This window comes from Caulobacter sp. 05L422, assembly GCF_056397765.1.
Genome location: NZ_JBFTOB010000006.1, coordinates 109,180 through 126,583 on the forward strand (window position 1 = coordinate 109,180; position 17,404 = coordinate 126,583).

The window sequence follows — 17,404 nt, forward strand, 5'->3', positions numbered from 1 at the left end:
TTGCAGCGCGGCGCCCGTTTCCGATGCGCGACGGGCGGTTGGTGACGGGAGACGCCGGGTCAAATCCCGGGGGCCGGCTCAGGAGCTGTGAGCGCGGCTGATCCGGATCGACCGCGCGTCGTCGCTGACGACGGCGTCGAGCGTCGCGGCCACGGCGGCCGCGAAACTTTCGGGTTCGTTGGTCTGGAACAGGCCGACGAAGCGCTCCTGGGCCAAGGTCGGGTCTTCGATCACGATCTGGCGGCTGTTGTAGCGATTGAACAGACGGGCCGCCTGTTCGAGGCTCTCGCCGTCCAGGGCGATCTCGCCGTTGCGCCAGGCCAGGCTGCGCTCGATCTCGGACGGCGACTCCGCCACGGTGGGCGAAACGGCGCTGGCCAGGATGATCCGGCTGCCCGCCGACAAACGCCGCCGCGGAGCCTGCTCGCCCTCGATCCAGGTCTCGACCACGCCCTCGGTGACCATCACGTCGACGCCGGCGCCGGCCTCGTCTCCACGCCGCACCGAGAAGGCCGTGCCCACGGCCCGGACCCGGACGGGACCCGCAGCGACCACGAACGGGCGCTCCGGATCCTTGGCGACCTGGAACCAGGCCTCGCCTTCCTTCAGGACGACGTGGCGCGACTTGGGCTTCATGGCCACTTCGAGCGCGGTCTTGGTGTTGATCGCCACCAGCGAGCCGTCGGCCAACGGCACGCGCCGGATCTCGCCCAGCCGCGTGTCCAGCCGCTGCGGCCGCGCGGTCCACAGGCCCACCCCGCCGACCAGCGCGGCGGCGGCCGCAGCGCCCGCGCCGACGATCAGCCCGCGACGGTTGGGACGTTCGGCGACGACGGCCTCGACCGCCGGCGCGACATTGGCCAGGGCCCGGCCTCGATCCAGGAAGCTGATCGCCGCCTGGGCGCGCAGCAAGGCCCCGGCCCGGCGCGCGTCGCCGCTCAGCCAGGCCTGCACTTGAGGGTCATGCTCGACGTCCAGTCCATGCGCGTCGACGCGGGCGGCCCAATCGGCCGCCTCCTCGTCAATCTCGCTTGCGGACCGATTGGAGCTCATGAGCCTTGCCAACTTCCGATTGATCTTGCGCCGTCGCCTCCGATAACGCCCGCAGGATTAAACGCAACCCCCGCGCCGACTGTGTCTCCACGACATTCTCGGTCACGCCCAGGCGCGCGGCGATCTCCTTCTGCGACAGGCCGTGGATCCGGCGAAGGGTGAAGATCTGCCGACACCGCTCGGGTAGCCCCTCGATCAACTGCTGCACCCTGCCCAGTTCGCGGCGCCCCGCGACCACGCGTTCCGGAGAAGGCTCATCATCTACGACGTTCAGGGCGTCGATTTCCGTGACGCAATCGATGCGAACGATGCGCGCGCGACGAATTTTCTCGATGGCGATGTTGCGCGACGTCCGGAAGAAGTAGGCGCGGCCGTTGGCGATGTGGGCGACGCTGTCCAGGGCGGCCAGGCGGCAGTAGGTTTCCTGGATCACGTCGTCGATGTCGGGGGCGAGACTGCCCGATCGCCGCAGCCAGGCGCGCACGTCGGCTTCATGCGGAAGGATCTGTCCTCCGACGAAGGCGACGATCTCGGCGCGGCTCTGCTTCAACTGACCCTCGACGAACGGCTCCAAGCTGAGCGAACGGTGGGATCGGCCGTCCGGGTCGGCAACACCCGACCAGGGCATTCATCCGATGTTCGCGGCTCGGCGCCGTCGCAGGGAGCAGAAACCGAAGGTCGGCGCCTCGCGCGGGCCATCGCGCCCCTCGCGGGGCGGACCCGCGAGGCCCGCGCCTACTCCCACTCGATCGTGCCGGGGGGCTTGGATGTCACGTCGTAGACGACGCGGTTGACGCCGCGGACCTCGTTGATGATCCGGGTGGCGGTCTTGCCCAGGACATCCCAGGGGAACTCGAAGAAGTCGGCGGTCATGCCGTCGGTCGAGGTGACCGCGCGCAGGGCCAGGACGTTCTCGTAGGTGCGGGCGTCGCCCATCACGCCGACCGTCTTCACGGGAAGCAGCACGGCGAAGGCCTGCCAGATCTTGTCGTAAAGGCCGGCGTTGCGGATCTCTTCCAGATAGATGGCGTCGGCGTCCTGCAGGACCTTGACCTTCTCGGGCGTGATGTCGCCCGGGATGCGGATGGCCAGGCCCGGGCCGGGGAACGGGTGGCGGCCGACGAAGGCCGGGGCCAGGCCCAGCTCGACGCCCAGGGCGCGGACCTCGTCCTTGAACAGCTCGCGCAGCGGCTCGACCAGCTTCAGCTTCATGAAGTCGGGCAGGCCGCCGACATTGTGGTGGCTCTTGATCACCGCCGAGGGCCCGCCGCGCGCCGAGACGCTCTCGACCACGTCGGGATACAGCGTGCCCTGGGCCAGGAACGCCGCGCCTTCGATCTTGGCGGCTTCCTTGTCGAAGACCTCGATGAACAGACGGCCGATCGTCTTGCGCTTGGTCTCCGGATCGCTGACCCCGGCCAGCTCGCCCAGGAACATGTCGCCGGCGTCCACGTGGATCAGCGGGATGTTGTAGTGGTCGCGGAACAGGGTGACGACCTGGTCGGCCTCGTTCTTGCGCAGCAGACCCGTGTCGACGAACACGCAGGTCAGCTGGGCGCCGATCGCCTCATGGATCAGGACGGCGGCCACCGAGCTGTCGACGCCGCCCGACAGGCCGCAGATCACCTTGCCGTCGCCGACCTGGTCGCGGATCTTCTGGACCATTTCCTGGCGGAACGCCGCCATGGTCCAGTCGCCGGTCAGGCCGGCGATGTTGAACAGGAAGTTGCGGTAGATCTTCGAGCCGTTGACCGTGTGGACCACCTCGGGGTGGAACTGCACGCCGTAGATCTTGCGCGCGTCGTTGGCGATGGCGGCGAACGGCGCGCCGGTCGAGGTGGCGATCACCTCGAAGCCCTCGGGGATGGCGGTGACGCGGTCGCCGTGGCTCATCCAGACGGTTTCCAGCTCGCCGATCCCGGCCAGGCCCTGGAACAGCGGGCTTTGCTTGCCGATGGTCAGTTCGGCGCGGCCAAACTCGCCGGCGTGGCCGCCCTCGACCTTGCCGCCCAGCACGTCGCACAGCAGTTGCTCGCCGTAGCAGACGCACAGCATGGGCACGCCCAGGTCGAACAGCTTGGTCCCGATGCGGGGGCTGTCGGCCTCCAGCACGCTGGCCGGACCGCCCGACAGGATGATGGCGCTGGGGGCGTAGGCGTCGACGATCTCCTCGGCCTTGTCGAACGGATGGATCTCGCAATAGACGCCGGCCTCGCGCACCCGGCGCGCGATCAACTGGGTCACCTGGCTGCCGAAATCGACGATCAGAACGCGCTGGTGATGGGTTTCGGCAGTCATGGGTAGTCGTTCTCCAGCGTGTCGTTTCGGTTGGGTCTCCCTGTCGGGAGCAATCTTGTTAGGGCGCGTAGGACCCGCGCTCGATCACCGCGGCGAAGAAGCCGTCGGTGCCGGCGCGATGCGGGGTCAGACGCAGATAGCCTTCCGGCGTGATGTGTTGCTCGACGCCGGCCAGGGTGATCGGCTTGACCGAGAACCCGGGATGGCGCTCGACGAAGGCCGCCACGCGGTCCTCGTTCTCCTCGGCCAGCAGCGAGCAGGTGACGTAGATCAGGCGGCCGCCCGGCTTCACGAAGTCGGCGGCGTCGGCCAGCACGGCGTCCTGCTCGATCTGGCGCTTGGCCAGTTGGTCGGACGACAGGCGCCACTTGGCGTCAGGGTGGCGGCGCCAGGTGCCCGAGCCGGTGCATGGGGCGTCGACGAACACCAAGTCCAGCTTGCCTTCCAGCCCCTTCAGCGGCTCGCCCTCGATCGGCGAGCGGATCTGCAGGTTGCGGACCCCTGCCCTTTGGCTCCGGCGGATGGTGTCGGCCAGGCGGCGGGCGTCGCTGTCGTGGGCGTAGATCTGGCCGCTGTTGCCCATGGCGGCGGCCAGGGCCAGCGTCTTGCCCCCGCCCCCGGCGCAGAAGTCCAGCACCTGCTTGCCCTTGATCGGACCGGCCAGGGCCGACGCGATCTGCGAGCCCAGGTCCTGGACCTCGAACCAGCCCTTGGAGAAGGCCGGCACGGCCTCGACCGACGGCGTGCGGTCGGCGGCGCCGGGCGCGGGAATGCGGAAGGCGGTATCCAGGACGCCGGCCGGCTCGGCCCCGATCAACGCCACGGCCTTTGCGCCGCGCTCGACGTCGGTCTTCAGCAGGTTGATGCGCAGGTCGACCGGTGCGCGTTCGGCCAGGGCGGCCATCTCGGCCGTATGACCTTCACCCAGGGCCCGCGTCAGAGACGGCTGCATCCAGTCGGCATAGTCGCCGGCCACCGGGGCTGGCGCCTCGGCCAGCGAACGCGGCGCAGTGATCCGTTCGCGCTCGGCGTCGGTCAGGGCGCCCGGTCCGTGCTCTTCACCGACGGCTTCCGCGATACGGTCGGCCGACCACTTCCAGTCCTGGGCCAGCACGCCCAGCACCACGCCGCGCGGGCTGTCGTCGCCCATCATCCAGCCCAGCGAGCGTTTGCGGCGCAGGGCGTCCAGCGCCAGGCCCGAGACGAAGGCGCGGTCCTTGGAGCCCGCGTACCGGGCGCTCTCGCCCCAGCGCTTCAGCGCCATCCGTACGGGGAAATGACGCGTCTCGATCTCGGTGAGGACCTCGATCGCCGCTGCTAGTCTGCCGCCGTCACGCATTTTTGCTTTCAGATCACCAAGGCCGCCAGGACCAGGCAGATGCCGATCAGGGAAGCCAGCCAGACCAGCGACCGGATGACCGGCACGCCGAAGGCATAGAGAAAGATGTAGACCGCCCGCGCCCCGACATAGAGCACCGCTCCATGGGCCGAGAGCATGCCGAGACGGCCGCCGAGATAGGCGACCAGCACGGCAGCGGCGAAGAGCGGGAAGGTCTCGCGGAAATTGGCGAAGGCGCGTTCGAGGCGCCCCGCCATTCCCGTCAGCACCACCGGCGTGTCGCGCGGCCCGACGTTCCACTTCAGGCCGCGCTGCGGCTGGGCGGCCGCGGCCGCCCAGAGCAGGTGGATGAGACCGATGATCACGGCCGCAGCCAGCAGCTGAAGTTCGAGGGCCATTCGCACGGTGCTAGACCGCGCTCGGATAGTTCGGCGCTTCTCGCGTGATCATCACGTCGTGGACGTGGCTTTCACGCAGGCCGGCGCCGGTGATCCGCACGAAACGGGCCCGCTTCTGGAATTCCAGGATGTCCGGCGCGCCGACATAGCCCATGGCCGCCCGCAGACCGCCGACCAGCTGGTGCAGCACCGGGGCGATCGGGCCCTTGAAAGGCGTTTGCCCCTCAATGCCTTCCGGCACCAGCTTGAAGCTGTCGGTGATGTCCTTCTGGAAGTAGCGGTCGGCCGAGCCGCGGGCCATGGCGCCCACCGAGCCCATGCCGCGATAGCTCTTGTACGAGCGCCCCTGGTACAGGAACACCTCGCCGGGCGCCTCTTCGGTGCCGGCGAACATCGAGCCCATCATGGCGGTCGAGGCCCCGGCCGCGATGGCCTTGGCCAGGTCGCCCGAGTACTTGATGCCGCCGTCGGCGATGACCGGGGTGCCGCTTTCGCGGGCCGCGCGAACGGCCTCGGCGATGGCGGTCAGCTGCGGCACGCCCACGCCGGCGACGATGCGGGTGGTGCAGATGCTGCCCGGGCCGATGCCGACCTTCACCGCGTCGGCGCCGGCGTCGATCAGGGCGCGGGCGGCGTCGTAGGTGGCGATGTTGCCGGCCACGATCTGCACGCGGTTGGCTTCGCGCTTGAGACGCGAGACCGCCTGGGCGACCTGGCTGGAGTGGCCGTGGGCGGTGTCGATGACGACGACGTCGACGCCGGCGTCCACCAGGCCCATCGAGCGCTCGAAGCCGGCGTCGCCGACGGTCGAGGCCGCGCCGACCAGCAGCCGGCCCTTGTCGTCCTTGGCGGCCAGCGGGTGGGCCTGGGCCTTCTCGATGTCCTTGACGGTGATCAGGCCGACGGCGCGATAGGCGTCGTCGACGACGATCAGGCGCTCGATCTTGTGCTTGCGCAGCAGCTCGCGCGCCTCGCGATGATCGATGCCTTCCGAGACCGTGATCAGGTTGTCGCGGGTCATCAGCGCCGAGGCCGGGACCTTGTCGTCGCCCTCGAAGCGCATGTCGCGGTTGGTCAGGATGCCCACCAGCTTGCCGCTCTTGGCCTCGACCACGGGAAAGCCCGAGATCTTGCGGCGGGCCTTGATCTCGCGGATCTCGGCCAGGGTGGTGTCGGGATTGATGGTCAGCGGATTGATGACCATGCCGCTTTCGTAGCGCTTCACTTCGCGCACGTGGTCGGCCTGTTCTTCGACCGTCAGGTTGCGGTGCAGGATGCCCATGCCGCCGGCCTGGGCCATGGCGATGGCGAGCCGGCTTTCGGTGACCGTGTCCATGGCGGCGGACACGAGCGGGATGTTCAGACTGATTTCACGCGTGAACTTGGTCTCGGTCGTCACCTGGGTGGGCATGACGTCTGACGGACCGGGTTCGAGCAAAACGTCGTCGAAGGTGAGCCCTTCGCGAATCTCCATTGGAGTCTCCATTTTGCGGCGCGGGTATAGCGTCGGGGGGCGCTCTTGGGAAGGGCCATTTCGCGGCGGGACGCGCACGCGACGATTGCTCGACACCCCTTCCGTTCGCTAAGGATGCAAGACGTCAATTGGGGGACGCTTCGTGTTTTACAACCGCCTGCTGAGCGGCCTGATGGCCGCGACCATGATCTGCGCCGGAACCCAGGCGGTCGCGGCTCCGCCTCCTCCTCCAGCCCCCGCCGCGAGCCAGAACGTCGCGATGGAACGGGCCAACGCGATCATCGAGGCCATGGACGAGGTCGGCAACGCGTTCAAGATGATCGACCGCAACGCGATCCAGGCCGGCAAGACCCTGCAGGAAAAGGCGGCCATCCTGGACGCCCAGATCGTCCAGGCCCAGCGCACCGTGGACCAGGGTTCCAGCAAACTGAACGCGATGGCGCCGCTGCCGGGCGACGACGAGCTGACCACGACGGTCAATCAGGTGCTGAAGGACGGGAAGCTCTACGGGCAGCGCATCCAGAAAATCGTCGGCGACATGCGCGAGGTGTCCCTGGCGATGAAGGCCGGCGATCAGCCGCGCCTGCAGAAATCCCTGGCCTCGATGAGCGCCGGCATGGTCGCCATGCTCGAAGGACAGGCGATCATCTATCGCTCCAGGAAGGTGTTCGTCGAAAAGGACGCGTCCGACGCCTATCAACTGGACGCCTCGGCTTACCTCTATGAAGGGATGGCCGCCATGGCGAAGGCGGCGCTGCGCCTGTCGCCCCCGGCCCAGACCGTCCAGCCCATACGCACCGCCCGCGACTCGGCTCGAGCCGCCGTCGTAGCCGGACGCGCCCGGCTGCGGATCGAACTGGCCGCCACGTCGGGCCTGTCGGCAAGCGAGCGCAAGCGCCTGGCCGACAACGGCGTGCTTCAGGCGCAGATCTTCGACTCCATGGACGAAAGCGCGGCGATCCTGAGCCGGGCCTCCGACCGCCTTGCGGCGGGCGATCTCTCGCAGCTGCAGGCCGACGTCGCCGCGCTGGGCGCGGAAGAGGACCGGCAGCAGCAACTGACCGTCCAGCAGTTCAACGCGACCTAGGCGTTCAGCGCCCCTTGAACCCGGTCGCCACCAGGAAGACCTCGGAGCTGTCGCTGCGGCTGGCCTTGGGCTTGAAGTGGACCACCTTGGTGAAGTGCTTCTTGAGCCGGGCGATCACGTCGGCGGTCTCGCCGCCCTGGAAGGCCTTGGCCACGAAAGCCCCGCCGGGCTTGAGCACCTCGATGGCGAAGTCGGCGCCGATCTCGATCAGGCCGACGATCCGCAGGTGGTCGGTCTCGCGATGGCCGACGGTGTTGGGGGCCATGTCCGACATCACCAGGTCAGGCGCGCCGCCCAGCAGCTCCAGCATCTTGGGCGGACAGGCCGGATCGGTGAAGTCCATCTCCAGGATATGGGCCGGCGCCACCGGGTCGACCGGCAGCAGGTCGACGCCGACGATGTCGGTCACGCCGCGCTCGGTGGCCATCTGCAGCCAGCCGCCCGGCGCGCAGCCCAGGTCGATGACCTTCGCGCCCTTCTTGAAGAACCGGTACTTGTCGTCGATCTCGCTGATCTTGAACGCCGCGCGGCTGCGATAGCCCAGGGCGCGGGCCTTGGCCGAGAACGGGTCGTTGATCTGCCGCTCCAGCCAGTGCTGTTGCGAGGGCGTGCGACCGAAGGCGGTCTTCAGGCGCGCCGGCTTCGTGCGGCCGCTGTCATTGCCGCCGGCCGGCGGCTTGACCATGCGCTTGCGGGGAGGTTCGTCGTTCATGCGTTCACCGTTGCGGGGTGGGACGACCGACCAGAGCCGCCTCGCCGACGCCGGCGCGGCTTCTTCTGCTGATCGGACATCAGGGACATCAGAAGACCCTCTCTAAGCCCCCGATCGGCGACACGCACGCGAGAACACGGCCAAAGCTCCTGAACGGCCTGCAGGATCGCCGCGCCGGCCAGCACCAGATCGGCCCGATCGGCCCCGATGCAAGGCTCCAGCGCCCGTTCCTTGGCGGTCAGGGTCAGCAGGCGATCGGCCGCCGCCTCGCATTCGTGGCGCTGCATCCACAGGCCGTCGACGATGTTGCGATCGTAGCGCGGCAGGCCCAGGTGCAGGCCGGCCAGGCTGGTGATCGCGCCGGACGTGCCGACCATGTGGGCCCGGTCGTCCTGGAACAGGCCGCGCATCGACTCCGCGTGCGGGAATTCGTCGATCCGCGCCTTGACCGCGTCGACCATGGCCCGGAACCACCCCTCCTCGACCCGCTCGCCCTCGGGAAAGCGCTCGGCCAGGGTGACCACGCCGATCGGGATCGACAGCCAGGCCTTGATCGGCAGCTTCCAGGTCGCGAACTGGCGCGGCTTGCTGTCCAGCCCGCCGCCCTTGAGATCCACCCACGACAGCTCGGTCGACCCGCCGCCGACATCGACCACCAGGGCCGCCTCGGCGTCGCGGTCGAACAGGCTCATGCAGCCGGCCACCGACAGCTGGGCCTCTTCCTTGGGGGTGATGATCTGCAGCCGCAGGCCGGTCTCCTCGGCGACGCGGCGGACGAAGTCGGGACCATTGGCCGCACCCCGGCAGGCCTGGGTGGCGACGGCCTTGACCCGCACCACCTTGCGGCGGCGGATCTTCTCGGCGCAGACCTTCAGCGCCGCCATCGAGCGGTCCATGGCCTCGTCGGAGAGCTGTCCCGTCTGGGAAAGACCCTCGCCCAGCCGCACGATCCGGGAATAGGCCTCGACGACGCGGAAGCCGCGCGGCGAAGGCGTCGCCACCAGCAGGCGGCAATTGTTCGTACCCAGGTCGAGCGCCGCATAGCACGACTGCTCGCCTGGCGGCCGGCGCCGGCCCGAGCCCGAAGGCTGAGGCGCGCCGGGCGCTCTCGGCGCCTCCGACATGGTCGTTCCACCTTGTCTCGCAGGCGATTCGAGCCGAACCGCCTCACTTCGGGAGCGAGCATAGCGGCCAGATTCCCGCGCCGAAAGGCCTCGCCTTGTTATCCGATGACGGAACTCTACGTTCAGGTTCTAGTCAGGAGACTCGTGTAGGCTTGTCGACATGAATTCGAGACTCGCCAAATTCGCGATCGGCCAAGTGGTCAAGCATCGGATCTTCCCCTTCCGGGGCGTGGTGTTCGATGTCGACCCGGTGTTCGCCAACACCGACGAATGGTGGAACTCCATTCCCGAGGACATCCGGCCGACCAAGGACCAGCCGTTCTACCACCTGCTGGCCGAGAACGACGACAACACCTATGTCGCCTATGTTTCCGAGCAGAACCTGCTGGCCGACGAGACCGGCGAGCCAGTGGGTCATCCGCAGACGGCGGTGATCTTCGAGAGCTTCGACCACGGCGCCTACAAGCTTCGCCCCCGGATCTCGCACTAGGCGCAAGGTCTCTCCGAGCGAACCCGGTTCTCACGCAAAATCCGAACGGATTTTGCCACGAACCGGGCGTAACGTCGTTTCATGAGCGCTGACGGTTTTAGCAGCGGCCCGCCTCCCGGCGCGGCCGCCGATTGGACGATCGACCAGGGCTGGGAGAACTACTCCCGAGCCGAGCACGACGTCTGGATCACCCTCTACGAACGCCAGGCCGCCTTGCTGCCAGGCCGGGCCTGCGACGAGTTCCTGCGCGGCCTCGACGCCCTGGACCTGCATCGCTCGGGCATTCCGGACTTCAAGCGGATCAACGAGGAGCTTCAGCGTCTGACCGGCTGGACCGTGGTCGCCGTGCCGGGCCTGGTGCCCGACGACGTGTTCTTCGACCACCTGGCCAACCGCCGCTTCCCGGCCGGTCAGTTCATCCGCAAGCCGCACGAACTGGACTACCTGCAGGAACCCGACATCTTCCACGATGTGTTCGGCCACGTGCCGATGCTGACCGACCCGACCTTCGCCGACTACATGCAGGCCTATGGCCAGGGCGGCCAGCGGGCGCTGGATCTCGGACGGCTGGCAAGCCTGGCCCGGCTCTACTGGTACACGGTCGAGTTCGGCCTGATGGAGACCCAGGCGGGCCTGCGGATCTACGGGGCTGGCATCGTCTCCTCGCGCACGGAGTCGATCTTCGCCCTCGACGATCCCTCGCCCAACCGCATCGGCTTCGACCTGGAGCGGGTGATGCGCACGCCTTACCGGATCGACGACTTCCAGCAGGTCTATTTCGTGATCCCCTCGATCCGGACGCTGCAGGACGTGACCCTGCGCGACTTCGGACCGCTGTACGAGCGCCTGGCCGGCGCCAGCGACCTCGGCATCGCCGAGATCACCAGCGCCGACCGGGTGATCACCGCCGGAACCCAGGCCTATGCGAAGACCGGCGGCCGCTTGGCTTCGGCGGCCGGCTGACCTTTCAGGCCGAACAGGATCCGCACGCCGGGAATGCGCCGGACGATCTCGTAGGTCGCGAAACAGCCGGCGAAGGTCAGGACGATCAGGATCGCGGCCTCCAGCGGCTGGGGCAGGTTCAGCTTGGCTAGATGGTGCGCCATCACCACGATCAGGGTCTGGTGCACCAGATAGAACGGGAACACCCCCAGGGTCAGGTAGCGCAGGGCCGCCCCGCCGCGGTTCAGATGCTTGGCGCCGAAGCCCAGGATGGCGACGATGGCGCACCAGGCGTCGGTCGCATGCACGAAGCGCATGGCCAGCTTCAGGCCGGGCGGCGGGATGGGCGTGTCGCCTCGATAGATCCAGACGAAGGTCGCCCAGCCGGCATAGGCGGCGACGGCCAGGGCCAAGGCCGGCCAGCGCGCGGCGATCAGGCGCTGGCGCAGCACCTCCGACTTGGCCAGGCCGAAGCCCAGCAGGAAGGCCGACAGCGACACCGCGTGCACATAGTAGTCGCCGACCAGGGCGTGGGTCTCGCCGTAGCGGACATAGAGCGTGCCGCGCAGCAGGCCCAGGAACAGGATGGGCCAGGCGAGCAGGCCAAAGCCCTTCAGGATCCGCTCGGCCCCCGCCTGAATGTGCTCGCCCAGACGACGCCAGACCAGCAGCAAACCAGCCAGCCCCAGGGTGTAGAGGAACAGATAGGCCACGAACCACATGTGGTTGTAGGTCGGGGTGATCAGGCAGCCGTCCGGGCTGCACCAGTGACCCGAGGCGGTGGCGTAGCGGACCCAGAAATTGTCGACGCTCAGCGCCGTCCCCGGATGGGCGGCGATGTATTCAACCACCTGGTAGTAGGACTGCGGCGGCACGATCACGAACATCGCGAACAGCAGCGGCGGAAGCAGCCGCGCCACCCGCGCGCCGGTCAGCTTTCCGACAGTGGTCTTGTCGGCCATGAACCGCGTCGCGGCGCCGGAGACCAGGAACAGCAGGGTCAGCCGCCACGGATTGGTCAGCAGCATGAACGGTTCGAGGGCTTCCACCGGATGCGGCGTCTTCACGTGCCAGTCCCAGGGCACATAGAACATCCCGACGTGGTACAGAATCAGCAGGAAGAACGCGCCGACCCGGATCCAGTCCAGGTCGTATCGGCGGTCAGGATTTGAAGCGGTCGAAGGCATGACGAGGCGTCCGGCTTGAAAAACGATGCGAACGTCGTGAACCGGACCACGGCCGGGAGCCAAGAGCCCGGGGACCGACGGCCGCCGGCAGGGACGAACGGAAAACCTTCAGGGACGAACGGCGGCTTTTTCGGGCTGAGCGGCGAAGAGCGCCAGGGCCTCTGGCGCGCCTGGCTGCTGGGCGTGTCGCTGATCTCGTGCATCGCCGTGGTCAATGTCCTGACCATCCGGCACGACGCGCCGCGCCTCGGCACGCTGGGCCCGGCCATCTGGGAGCGCAGCAGCGCCCTGGTGACACTGGCGATCTTCATGATCCCCGCCGCCGTCGCCGTCTGGATGACCCGGACCTCTCCACGTTGGTGGCGGGCCGTTCCCGTCCACCTGGTGGCGGTCGTGCTCTATTCGGTGCTGCACGTGTCGGGCTTCGTGGCGCTGCGCAAGGTGGCCTATCTGGCCTTCATGGGCGGTCCGTACCAGTTCGGCCCGCTGTCCACGGAATTCCCCTACGAGTTCCGCAAGGACCTGATGGCCTACGGCCTGGCCTCGATCATCTACTACCTGTCGCTGAGACGCAGCGCCCGCGAGGCGGCCGCACACACTCAGACCGCGTCGACCTCGGCCAGCTTCGACATCCGCGACGGCGCACGGCTGGTTCGCGTGCCCGTCTCCGAGATCCTGGCTGTGCGTTCGGCCGGCAACTACGCCGAGTTCCTGCTTGCCGACGGCCGGCGACCGCTGATGCGCTCATCGCTGGGCGCCCTCGAGACCACAATGGCGGAGCACGGCTTCCTGCGCGTCCACCGATCCTGGCTGGTCAATCCGACCCGGGTGACGGGTCTGCGCCCAGAAGGCTCGGGCGACTACGCGATCGAGTTGGGCGCGGTAGAGGCGCCGCTATCGCGCCGCTTTCCCCAGGCCCTGGCGGCGCTGCGCGGCTAGAGCATTTTCAAGCGAAGTGGATACCGGTTCGCGTGAAGAAAATGCGCCAAAGCTCTAGTCCAGCAGCAGTCCCATGACGATGTCGTCGTCGACCGTGCCGTCCGGCAGTCGGCCGCGACCGGTCATCCGGCCCTCGATCTGGAAGCCCAGCCGCTGGTAGAGCCGCTGGGCGCCGAGATTGGCCGCGCCGGTCCATAGCTCGATCCGACGGACCGGCGGCGTCAGAGTCCTGGCGGTGTCGATCAAGGCGCGGAACAGGGCCGAGCCGACGCCCCTGCCCTGCCAGTCCGGATCGACCGCCACGGTCAGGTCGGTCAGCACATGGGCGAAGATCGCGATCTTCATCCGCTCGACATGCAGCTCCCCGCAGAGCGCGCCGGCGGAATCCACGGCGACTAGGTTCACGCCGCCGTCGCCCGCGACGGCCATGGCGTGGGCGACATAGTCGGCCGTCACCTCGTCCGGCTGGCGCGCCAAGCCGCCAGGTTGGGCGGCGACCTTACGATGCAGGGCCAGTATACCGGCCGCGTCCTCGGGCACGGCTGGCCGGACGGTGAAGGCGCTCATGCTAGGCGGCTCGCTGGAACGGATAGAAATCGCCGCCAAGGTCGAGGATCGCGGTCAGTTCGTCCAGAGCGGCGCGGCTCTCGACGATCAGCGCCGGGTCGGTGAGGTCGGCCGGGGCCAGGCGGTCTCGATAGTGGCGCTCGGCCCAGGCGTTCAGGCGATCGTGCAGGGTCGCGTCGAACCGCTGGCCGGGATTGGTAGCCGCCAGCTCGGCGTCGGTCAGCACCACCCGCAGCCGCAGGCAGGCCGGACCGCCGCCGTTGCGCATGCTCTGGCGCACGTCGACATACTCCACCCGCCCGATCGGACCGTTCGAGCCGGCCAGGGCCTGGGCGGCCGCATGGGCCCGCGGGTTGTCGCGCGTCTCGCCCGGCGCCAGCAGGACCAGGCGGTCCTCGCCGGGCAGGACCAGCAGCTGGGAATTGAACAGATAGCTCTTCACCAGGTCGTCCATCGGCAGGTCGGCCTCGCTGATCTCGACGAAGACCGGCTCGAACAGGCCGTCGGCGGTGCGGCGGACACCCGTCTCCATGGCGGCGCGATCCTCGAAGGCGCGCTCGTGGAACAGCAGGCAGTCGCGCGTGCCGACGCAGACCACGTCGTTATGGAACGCGCCAGCATTGATCGCCGCCATGCCCTGGCGGGCGAAAACGCCGCGCGCCGCGCCGTGGCGGCGCTCGACCGCCTCGAAGGCCTCGCGGGTCTGGCGGGCCGGATAGCGGCCTTCCCAGCGTTCCCACGCCTCGCGCCCCCACACGAACAGGTTGACCCCGGGCTCGCCGTGGTCGGCGCACAGCCGCACATGGTTGGCCGCGCCCTCGTCGGCGAAATGCGGCTGGGCCGGCAGCGGGTCGTGCACGGCGAACCGCGCCTCGTCCGGGAACAGGCGGCGCAGGCTGCGCGTGGTCTGTTCGCCCTCGAGACTGCGGTGCAGGTTGGTCAGCAGATTGGCCGGGGTGAAATGCACGCGGCCGTCGGCGGTGTCGGCGCTGGGCGTGACGGTGGCGGCGTTGGCGGCCCACATCGGCGAGGCCGAACAGGCGGCGGCCGCCAGGGCCGGCGCGTCCTTCCAGGCCTTCTCCAGCACCTGGGCGTCGGAGCCGGACAGCCCGACCGCCCGCAGCAGCGCCAGGTCCGGCCGCTCGTGCGGCGGCAGCACGAACTGCGGCACGCCCCAGTCGGCCAGCTTGCGCATCTTGGTCAGGCCCTCCAGCACCGCGGCGCGCGGGTTGGAGACCTCACCGGCATTGGTCTGGCTGGCGATGTTGCCCGGCGACAGGCCGACATAGGAATGGGTCGGCCCGACCAGGCCGTCGCAATTGGCCTCGACCGCGCGCGAGGTCATTCGCGCAGGCCCTTGATGTCGCCCAAGGTATTGGCCACGCCCCGCGCTTCGAAACTGGCCACCGGATAGGCGCAATAGTCGGCCGCGTAATAGGCGCTGGGCCGGTGGTTGCCCGAGCTGCCCAGGCCGCCGAACGGCATGGTTCCGGCCGCGCCCGTGGTCGGGCGGTTCCAGTTGACGACGCCCGCTCGGATGCGCTTTAGGAAATGATCCCAACGCTCTGTTTCGTTGGAGATAAGTCCGGCCGACAGCCCGTAACGCGTGGCGTTGGCGGCGGCGATGGCCTCCTCGAACGACCCGACCCGACGCACCTGCAGCAGCGGCGCGAACAGCTCCTCGTCGCGCACGGTCTCGCCGGTCACGTCGACCAGGGCGGGCGAGACGAAGGCCCCGCTCAGCCCCTCGACGCCGGTCATGGCGCGCACTGGCCGGCCAGGCACGGCCTTGGCGCCGGCCAGCGCCATGGCGGCGGCGCGGTCGGAGATCAACGGCCCCATGAACGGCTCCTCGCGGCCGTTCCAGGGACCGATCACCAGGCGCTGGGACAGGGCCGCGACGGCGTCGATCACCGCCCGCCCCGCTGCGTCGTCCGAGACGATCAGGCGACGGGCGCACGAGCAGCGCTGGCCGGTGGTGATGAAGGCCGACTGCACGACCAGAGCCGCCACGGCCTCGGCGTCGCCGGCGTCCCAAACCACCAGCGGATTGTTGCCGCCCAGTTCCAGGGCCAGGATCACGTTCGGCCGATCGGCGAAATGGCGACGGAAGAAGGCGCCGGCGGCGGCCGAACCGGTGAACAGCAGACCGTCGATCTCTTGGTCGATCAGGGCCTGACCGACCTCGCGGCCGCCCTGCACCAGGTTGATCACACCGGGCGGCACGCCGGCCGCCTCCAGCGCCTCGACCAGCAGCTGGCCAGCCAGGGGCGTCTCTTCCGACGGCTTGAAAACCACGGTGTCGCCCGCCAGCAGGGCCGGCACGATGTGGCCGTTGGGCAGATGGCCGGGGAAGTTGAACGGTCCCAGCACCGCCATCACGCCATGCGGGCGATGGCGCAGCACCGCGCGGCCGAACGCCATGTCGCTGGCGTGCTCGCCGGTGCGCTCGTCATAGGCCTTGATCGAGGCCTCGACCTTGCCGGCCATCGAGCCCAGCTCGGCCTTGGTCTCCCACAGCGCCTTGCCGGTCTCGCGGCTCAGGGCCTCGGCGAAGGCCGCCGTACGGGCCACCAGCACGTCCTTGTAGCGGCGCAGGACGGCGATCCGCTCCTCGCGCGGCAGGTCGGCCCAGGCGGGGAAGGCCTTGCGGGCGGCCTCGACCGCCGCCGCCACGTCGGCCGGACCGGCGGTCGCCTGGCGCCAGATCACCTCGCCGGAGGTGGGATCGACCGAGGTCGCCTCGGAACCCGCGCCCGTCCGCCAGACACCGTCGATGAACACGCCGCTCATGCCTTCACCCGCACCATTTCGCCGTCCTTGACGCCCAGGGCCGCCGCGGCCTCCCGGCCGATGATCGCGCTCTCGCCGTCGATCAGCACCGGCGCGCGCACCGCCCTGAACTGGGCGATCGCGCCCGAGCAGATCAGGGCCTCCTCGCCATAGGCGTCCTCGCCCAGCCGCACCCGCAGCCGACGGCCCTCGCGCACCGTCTTGATGTCGTCGCGGCGCGCGGCCACCGTCGGGCCGGCGTCGAAGATGTCGACCAGGCCCGAGAACCGGAAACCCTCGGTCTCCAGCATGGCCCGCGCCGCCTCGCCTTCGCGGTGGACCCGACCGATCGTTTCGGCGGCGGGTTGCGGCAGCAGCTCGGCATAGATCGGATGGCGCGGGGCCAGGTCCAGGATGAACTGGCCGTCGGTCGAGGCGCTCATCATGTCGGCCTCGTCGAACTCCAGCCGGAAGAACTTGCTGGCCACGTGGTCCCAGAACGGACAACTGCCGTCCTCGTCGAACCAGCCGCGCAGCTCAGCCAGCACCATCTCGGCGAAGCGCTGCGGCTCCAGCCCGATCAGCATGTAGCGCGACTGGGCCAGCAGACGCCCCGCCCCGCCCTTGCGGCGCTCGGGCTTGAGGAACAGCGAGCCGACCTCCGACCAGCCGGCGCATTCGTTGACCAGCACCAGGGCCCGGTGGTCGAAGCGTTTGTCCAGGGTGGGAGAAGACTGCGCCAAGGTCACGACTCGGAACGAGAAATGCGGGCGCTTCAGACCCACCCCCGCCTTGACCCCGGCCACGCCGACCACGTCGCCGGCCTCCAGGTCCTCCAGCATCAGGGTGTACCAGGCCTCGGGCGCGGCGACCTCGGAATGGAAGCTGGCTTGGGACAGGTCCAGGCGGGCGCGCAGGGTGTGCTCGTCCTCCGGCAGGCTGGTGAAGCCGCGGCCCGACAAGACGGCCAGCTCCATCAGGCTGTCGAAATCGGCGGGCATCGCGGGACGGACGACAAGCAT

Annotated in this window: 17 protein-coding genes; 4 read left to right on the forward strand and 13 right to left on the reverse strand. The window is 69.0% G+C overall.

Features of this window, described 5'->3' with window-relative positions; translation table 11 throughout:
- Positions 1-78 precede the first annotated feature (78 nt).
- The 6 genes from AC1DMQ_RS07925 to guaB form a co-directional block, all read right to left on the reverse strand.
- Complete coding sequence (locus tag AC1DMQ_RS07925) at positions 79-1,053, reverse strand: FecR family protein (RefSeq protein WP_477033006.1); 975 nt, start codon at positions 1,051-1,053, stop codon at positions 79-81.
- On the reverse strand, positions 1,022-1,603 hold the full coding sequence (locus AC1DMQ_RS07930; protein WP_477033007.1) for an RNA polymerase sigma factor: 582 nt from the start codon (positions 1,601-1,603) through the stop codon (positions 1,022-1,024). The genes AC1DMQ_RS07925 and AC1DMQ_RS07930 overlap by 32 nt, the downstream gene beginning before the upstream one ends.
- 185 nt (positions 1,604-1,788) lie before the next feature.
- On the reverse strand, positions 1,789-3,351 hold the full coding sequence (gene guaA / locus AC1DMQ_RS07935) for a glutamine-hydrolyzing GMP synthase (RefSeq protein ID WP_477033008.1): 1,563 nt from the start codon (positions 3,349-3,351) through the stop codon (positions 1,789-1,791).
- A 58-nt stretch (positions 3,352-3,409) separates the two neighbouring features.
- Positions 3,410-4,690, reverse strand: a complete 1,281-nt coding sequence (locus AC1DMQ_RS07940; protein WP_477033009.1) for an RsmB/NOP family class I SAM-dependent RNA methyltransferase — start codon at positions 4,688-4,690, stop codon at positions 3,410-3,412.
- Between the two features lie 8 nt (positions 4,691-4,698).
- Positions 4,699-5,094 (reverse strand): MAPEG family protein, encoded by a 396-nt coding sequence (locus AC1DMQ_RS07945; RefSeq protein ID WP_477033010.1) that lies wholly within the window; start codon positions 5,092-5,094, stop codon positions 4,699-4,701.
- A 4-nt stretch (positions 5,095-5,098) separates the two neighbouring features.
- Positions 5,099-6,562 carry an IMP dehydrogenase gene (guaB, locus tag AC1DMQ_RS07950; protein ID WP_477033011.1) on the reverse strand — a complete coding sequence of 488 codons (1,464 nt, stop codon included), beginning with the start codon at positions 6,560-6,562 and terminating at the stop codon, positions 5,099-5,101.
- 142 nt (positions 6,563-6,704) lie between these two features.
- Between guaB and AC1DMQ_RS07955 the strand changes: the two genes are divergently transcribed.
- Positions 6,705-7,649, forward strand: a complete 945-nt coding sequence (locus AC1DMQ_RS07955; RefSeq protein WP_477033012.1) for a hypothetical protein — start codon at positions 6,705-6,707, stop codon at positions 7,647-7,649.
- A gap of 4 nt (positions 7,650-7,653) precedes the next feature.
- On the opposite strand, the gene AC1DMQ_RS07960 is transcribed toward AC1DMQ_RS07955, so the two are convergent.
- Complete coding sequence (locus AC1DMQ_RS07960; protein ID WP_477033013.1) at positions 7,654-8,361, reverse strand: RlmE family RNA methyltransferase; 708 nt, start codon at positions 8,359-8,361, stop codon at positions 7,654-7,656.
- Positions 8,358-9,485, reverse strand: coding sequence for a Ppx/GppA phosphatase family protein (locus AC1DMQ_RS07965; protein ID WP_477033014.1), 1,128 nt, complete (start codon positions 9,483-9,485; stop codon positions 8,358-8,360). The genes AC1DMQ_RS07960 and AC1DMQ_RS07965 overlap by 4 nt, the downstream gene beginning before the upstream one ends.
- A 160-nt stretch (positions 9,486-9,645) precedes the next feature.
- Between AC1DMQ_RS07965 and hspQ the strand changes: the two genes are divergently transcribed.
- Together hspQ and phhA are read left to right on the forward strand one after the other, a co-directional pair.
- The gene (gene hspQ / locus AC1DMQ_RS07970; RefSeq protein ID WP_477033015.1) at positions 9,646-9,975 is read left to right on the forward strand and encodes a heat shock protein HspQ; all 330 of its coding nucleotides are present in this window, start codon (positions 9,646-9,648) and stop codon (positions 9,973-9,975) included.
- An 81-nt stretch (positions 9,976-10,056) separates the two neighbouring features.
- Complete coding sequence (gene phhA, locus AC1DMQ_RS07975) at positions 10,057-10,938, forward strand: phenylalanine 4-monooxygenase (RefSeq protein ID WP_477033016.1); 882 nt, start codon at positions 10,057-10,059, stop codon at positions 10,936-10,938.
- On the opposite strand, the gene AC1DMQ_RS07980 is transcribed toward phhA, so the two are convergent.
- A complete protein-coding gene (locus tag AC1DMQ_RS07980) occupies positions 10,896-12,104 on the reverse strand; it encodes an acyltransferase family protein (RefSeq protein ID WP_477033017.1) in 1,209 nt (402 codons plus the stop codon). The two genes, phhA and AC1DMQ_RS07980, sit on opposite strands and share 43 nt — an antisense overlap.
- 183 nt (positions 12,105-12,287) lie before the next feature.
- On the opposite strand from AC1DMQ_RS07980, the gene AC1DMQ_RS07985 reads away from it, so the two are divergent.
- A complete protein-coding gene (locus AC1DMQ_RS07985; RefSeq protein ID WP_477033018.1) occupies positions 12,288-13,043 on the forward strand; it encodes a LytTR family DNA-binding domain-containing protein in 756 nt (251 codons plus the stop codon).
- Positions 13,044-13,097: 54 nt separating this feature from the next.
- On the opposite strand, the gene AC1DMQ_RS07990 is transcribed toward AC1DMQ_RS07985, so the two are convergent.
- From AC1DMQ_RS07990 to AC1DMQ_RS08005, 4 genes are read right to left on the reverse strand one after another with little or no spacing between them, the layout of a single operon-like run.
- The gene (locus AC1DMQ_RS07990; protein ID WP_477033019.1) at positions 13,098-13,610 is read right to left on the reverse strand and encodes an N-acetyltransferase family protein; all 513 of its coding nucleotides are present in this window, start codon (positions 13,608-13,610) and stop codon (positions 13,098-13,100) included.
- A 1-nt stretch (position 13,611) separates the two neighbouring features.
- Complete coding sequence (gene astB, locus AC1DMQ_RS07995) at positions 13,612-14,955, reverse strand: N-succinylarginine dihydrolase (RefSeq protein ID WP_477033020.1); 1,344 nt, start codon at positions 14,953-14,955, stop codon at positions 13,612-13,614.
- Positions 14,952-16,403 carry a succinylglutamate-semialdehyde dehydrogenase gene (gene astD / locus AC1DMQ_RS08000; protein WP_477033021.1) on the reverse strand — a complete coding sequence of 484 codons (1,452 nt, stop codon included), beginning with the start codon at positions 16,401-16,403 and terminating at the stop codon, positions 14,952-14,954. The genes astB and astD overlap by 4 nt, the downstream gene beginning before the upstream one ends.
- A complete protein-coding gene (locus AC1DMQ_RS08005) occupies positions 16,400-17,404 on the reverse strand; it encodes an arginine N-succinyltransferase (RefSeq protein WP_477033022.1) in 1,005 nt (334 codons plus the stop codon). The genes astD and AC1DMQ_RS08005 overlap by 4 nt, the downstream gene beginning before the upstream one ends.

Coding starts and splice junctions, on each gene's coding strand:
- astB (WP_477033020.1), bottom strand. CDS start 14,955: ATGACCTCGCGCGCGGTCGAGGCCAATTGCGACGGCCTGGTCGGGCCG.
- guaA (WP_477033008.1), bottom strand. CDS start 3,351: ATGACTGCCGAAACCCATCACCAGCGCGTTCTGATCGTCGATTTCGGC.
- hspQ (WP_477033015.1), top strand. CDS start 9,646: ATGAATTCGAGACTCGCCAAATTCGCGATCGGCCAAGTGGTCAAGCAT.
- AC1DMQ_RS07980 (WP_477033017.1), bottom strand. CDS start 12,104: ATGCCTTCGACCGCTTCAAATCCTGACCGCCGATACGACCTGGACTGG.
- AC1DMQ_RS07965 (WP_477033014.1), bottom strand. CDS start 9,485: ATGTCGGAGGCGCCGAGAGCGCCCGGCGCGCCTCAGCCTTCGGGCTCG.
- guaB (WP_477033011.1), bottom strand. CDS start 6,562: ATGGAGATTCGCGAAGGGCTCACCTTCGACGACGTTTTGCTCGAACCC.
- AC1DMQ_RS07925 (WP_477033006.1), bottom strand. CDS start 1,053: ATGAGCTCCAATCGGTCCGCAAGCGAGATTGACGAGGAGGCGGCCGAT.
- phhA (WP_477033016.1), top strand. CDS start 10,057: ATGAGCGCTGACGGTTTTAGCAGCGGCCCGCCTCCCGGCGCGGCCGCC.
- AC1DMQ_RS07960 (WP_477033013.1), bottom strand. CDS start 8,361: ATGAACGACGAACCTCCCCGCAAGCGCATGGTCAAGCCGCCGGCCGGC.
- AC1DMQ_RS08005 (WP_477033022.1), bottom strand. CDS start 17,404: ATGCTTGTCGTCCGTCCCGCGATGCCCGCCGATTTCGACAGCCTGATG.
- AC1DMQ_RS07990 (WP_477033019.1), bottom strand. CDS start 13,610: ATGAGCGCCTTCACCGTCCGGCCAGCCGTGCCCGAGGACGCGGCCGGT.
- astD (WP_477033021.1), bottom strand. CDS start 16,403: ATGAGCGGCGTGTTCATCGACGGTGTCTGGCGGACGGGCGCGGGTTCC.
- AC1DMQ_RS07940 (WP_477033009.1), bottom strand. CDS start 4,690: ATGCGTGACGGCGGCAGACTAGCAGCGGCGATCGAGGTCCTCACCGAG.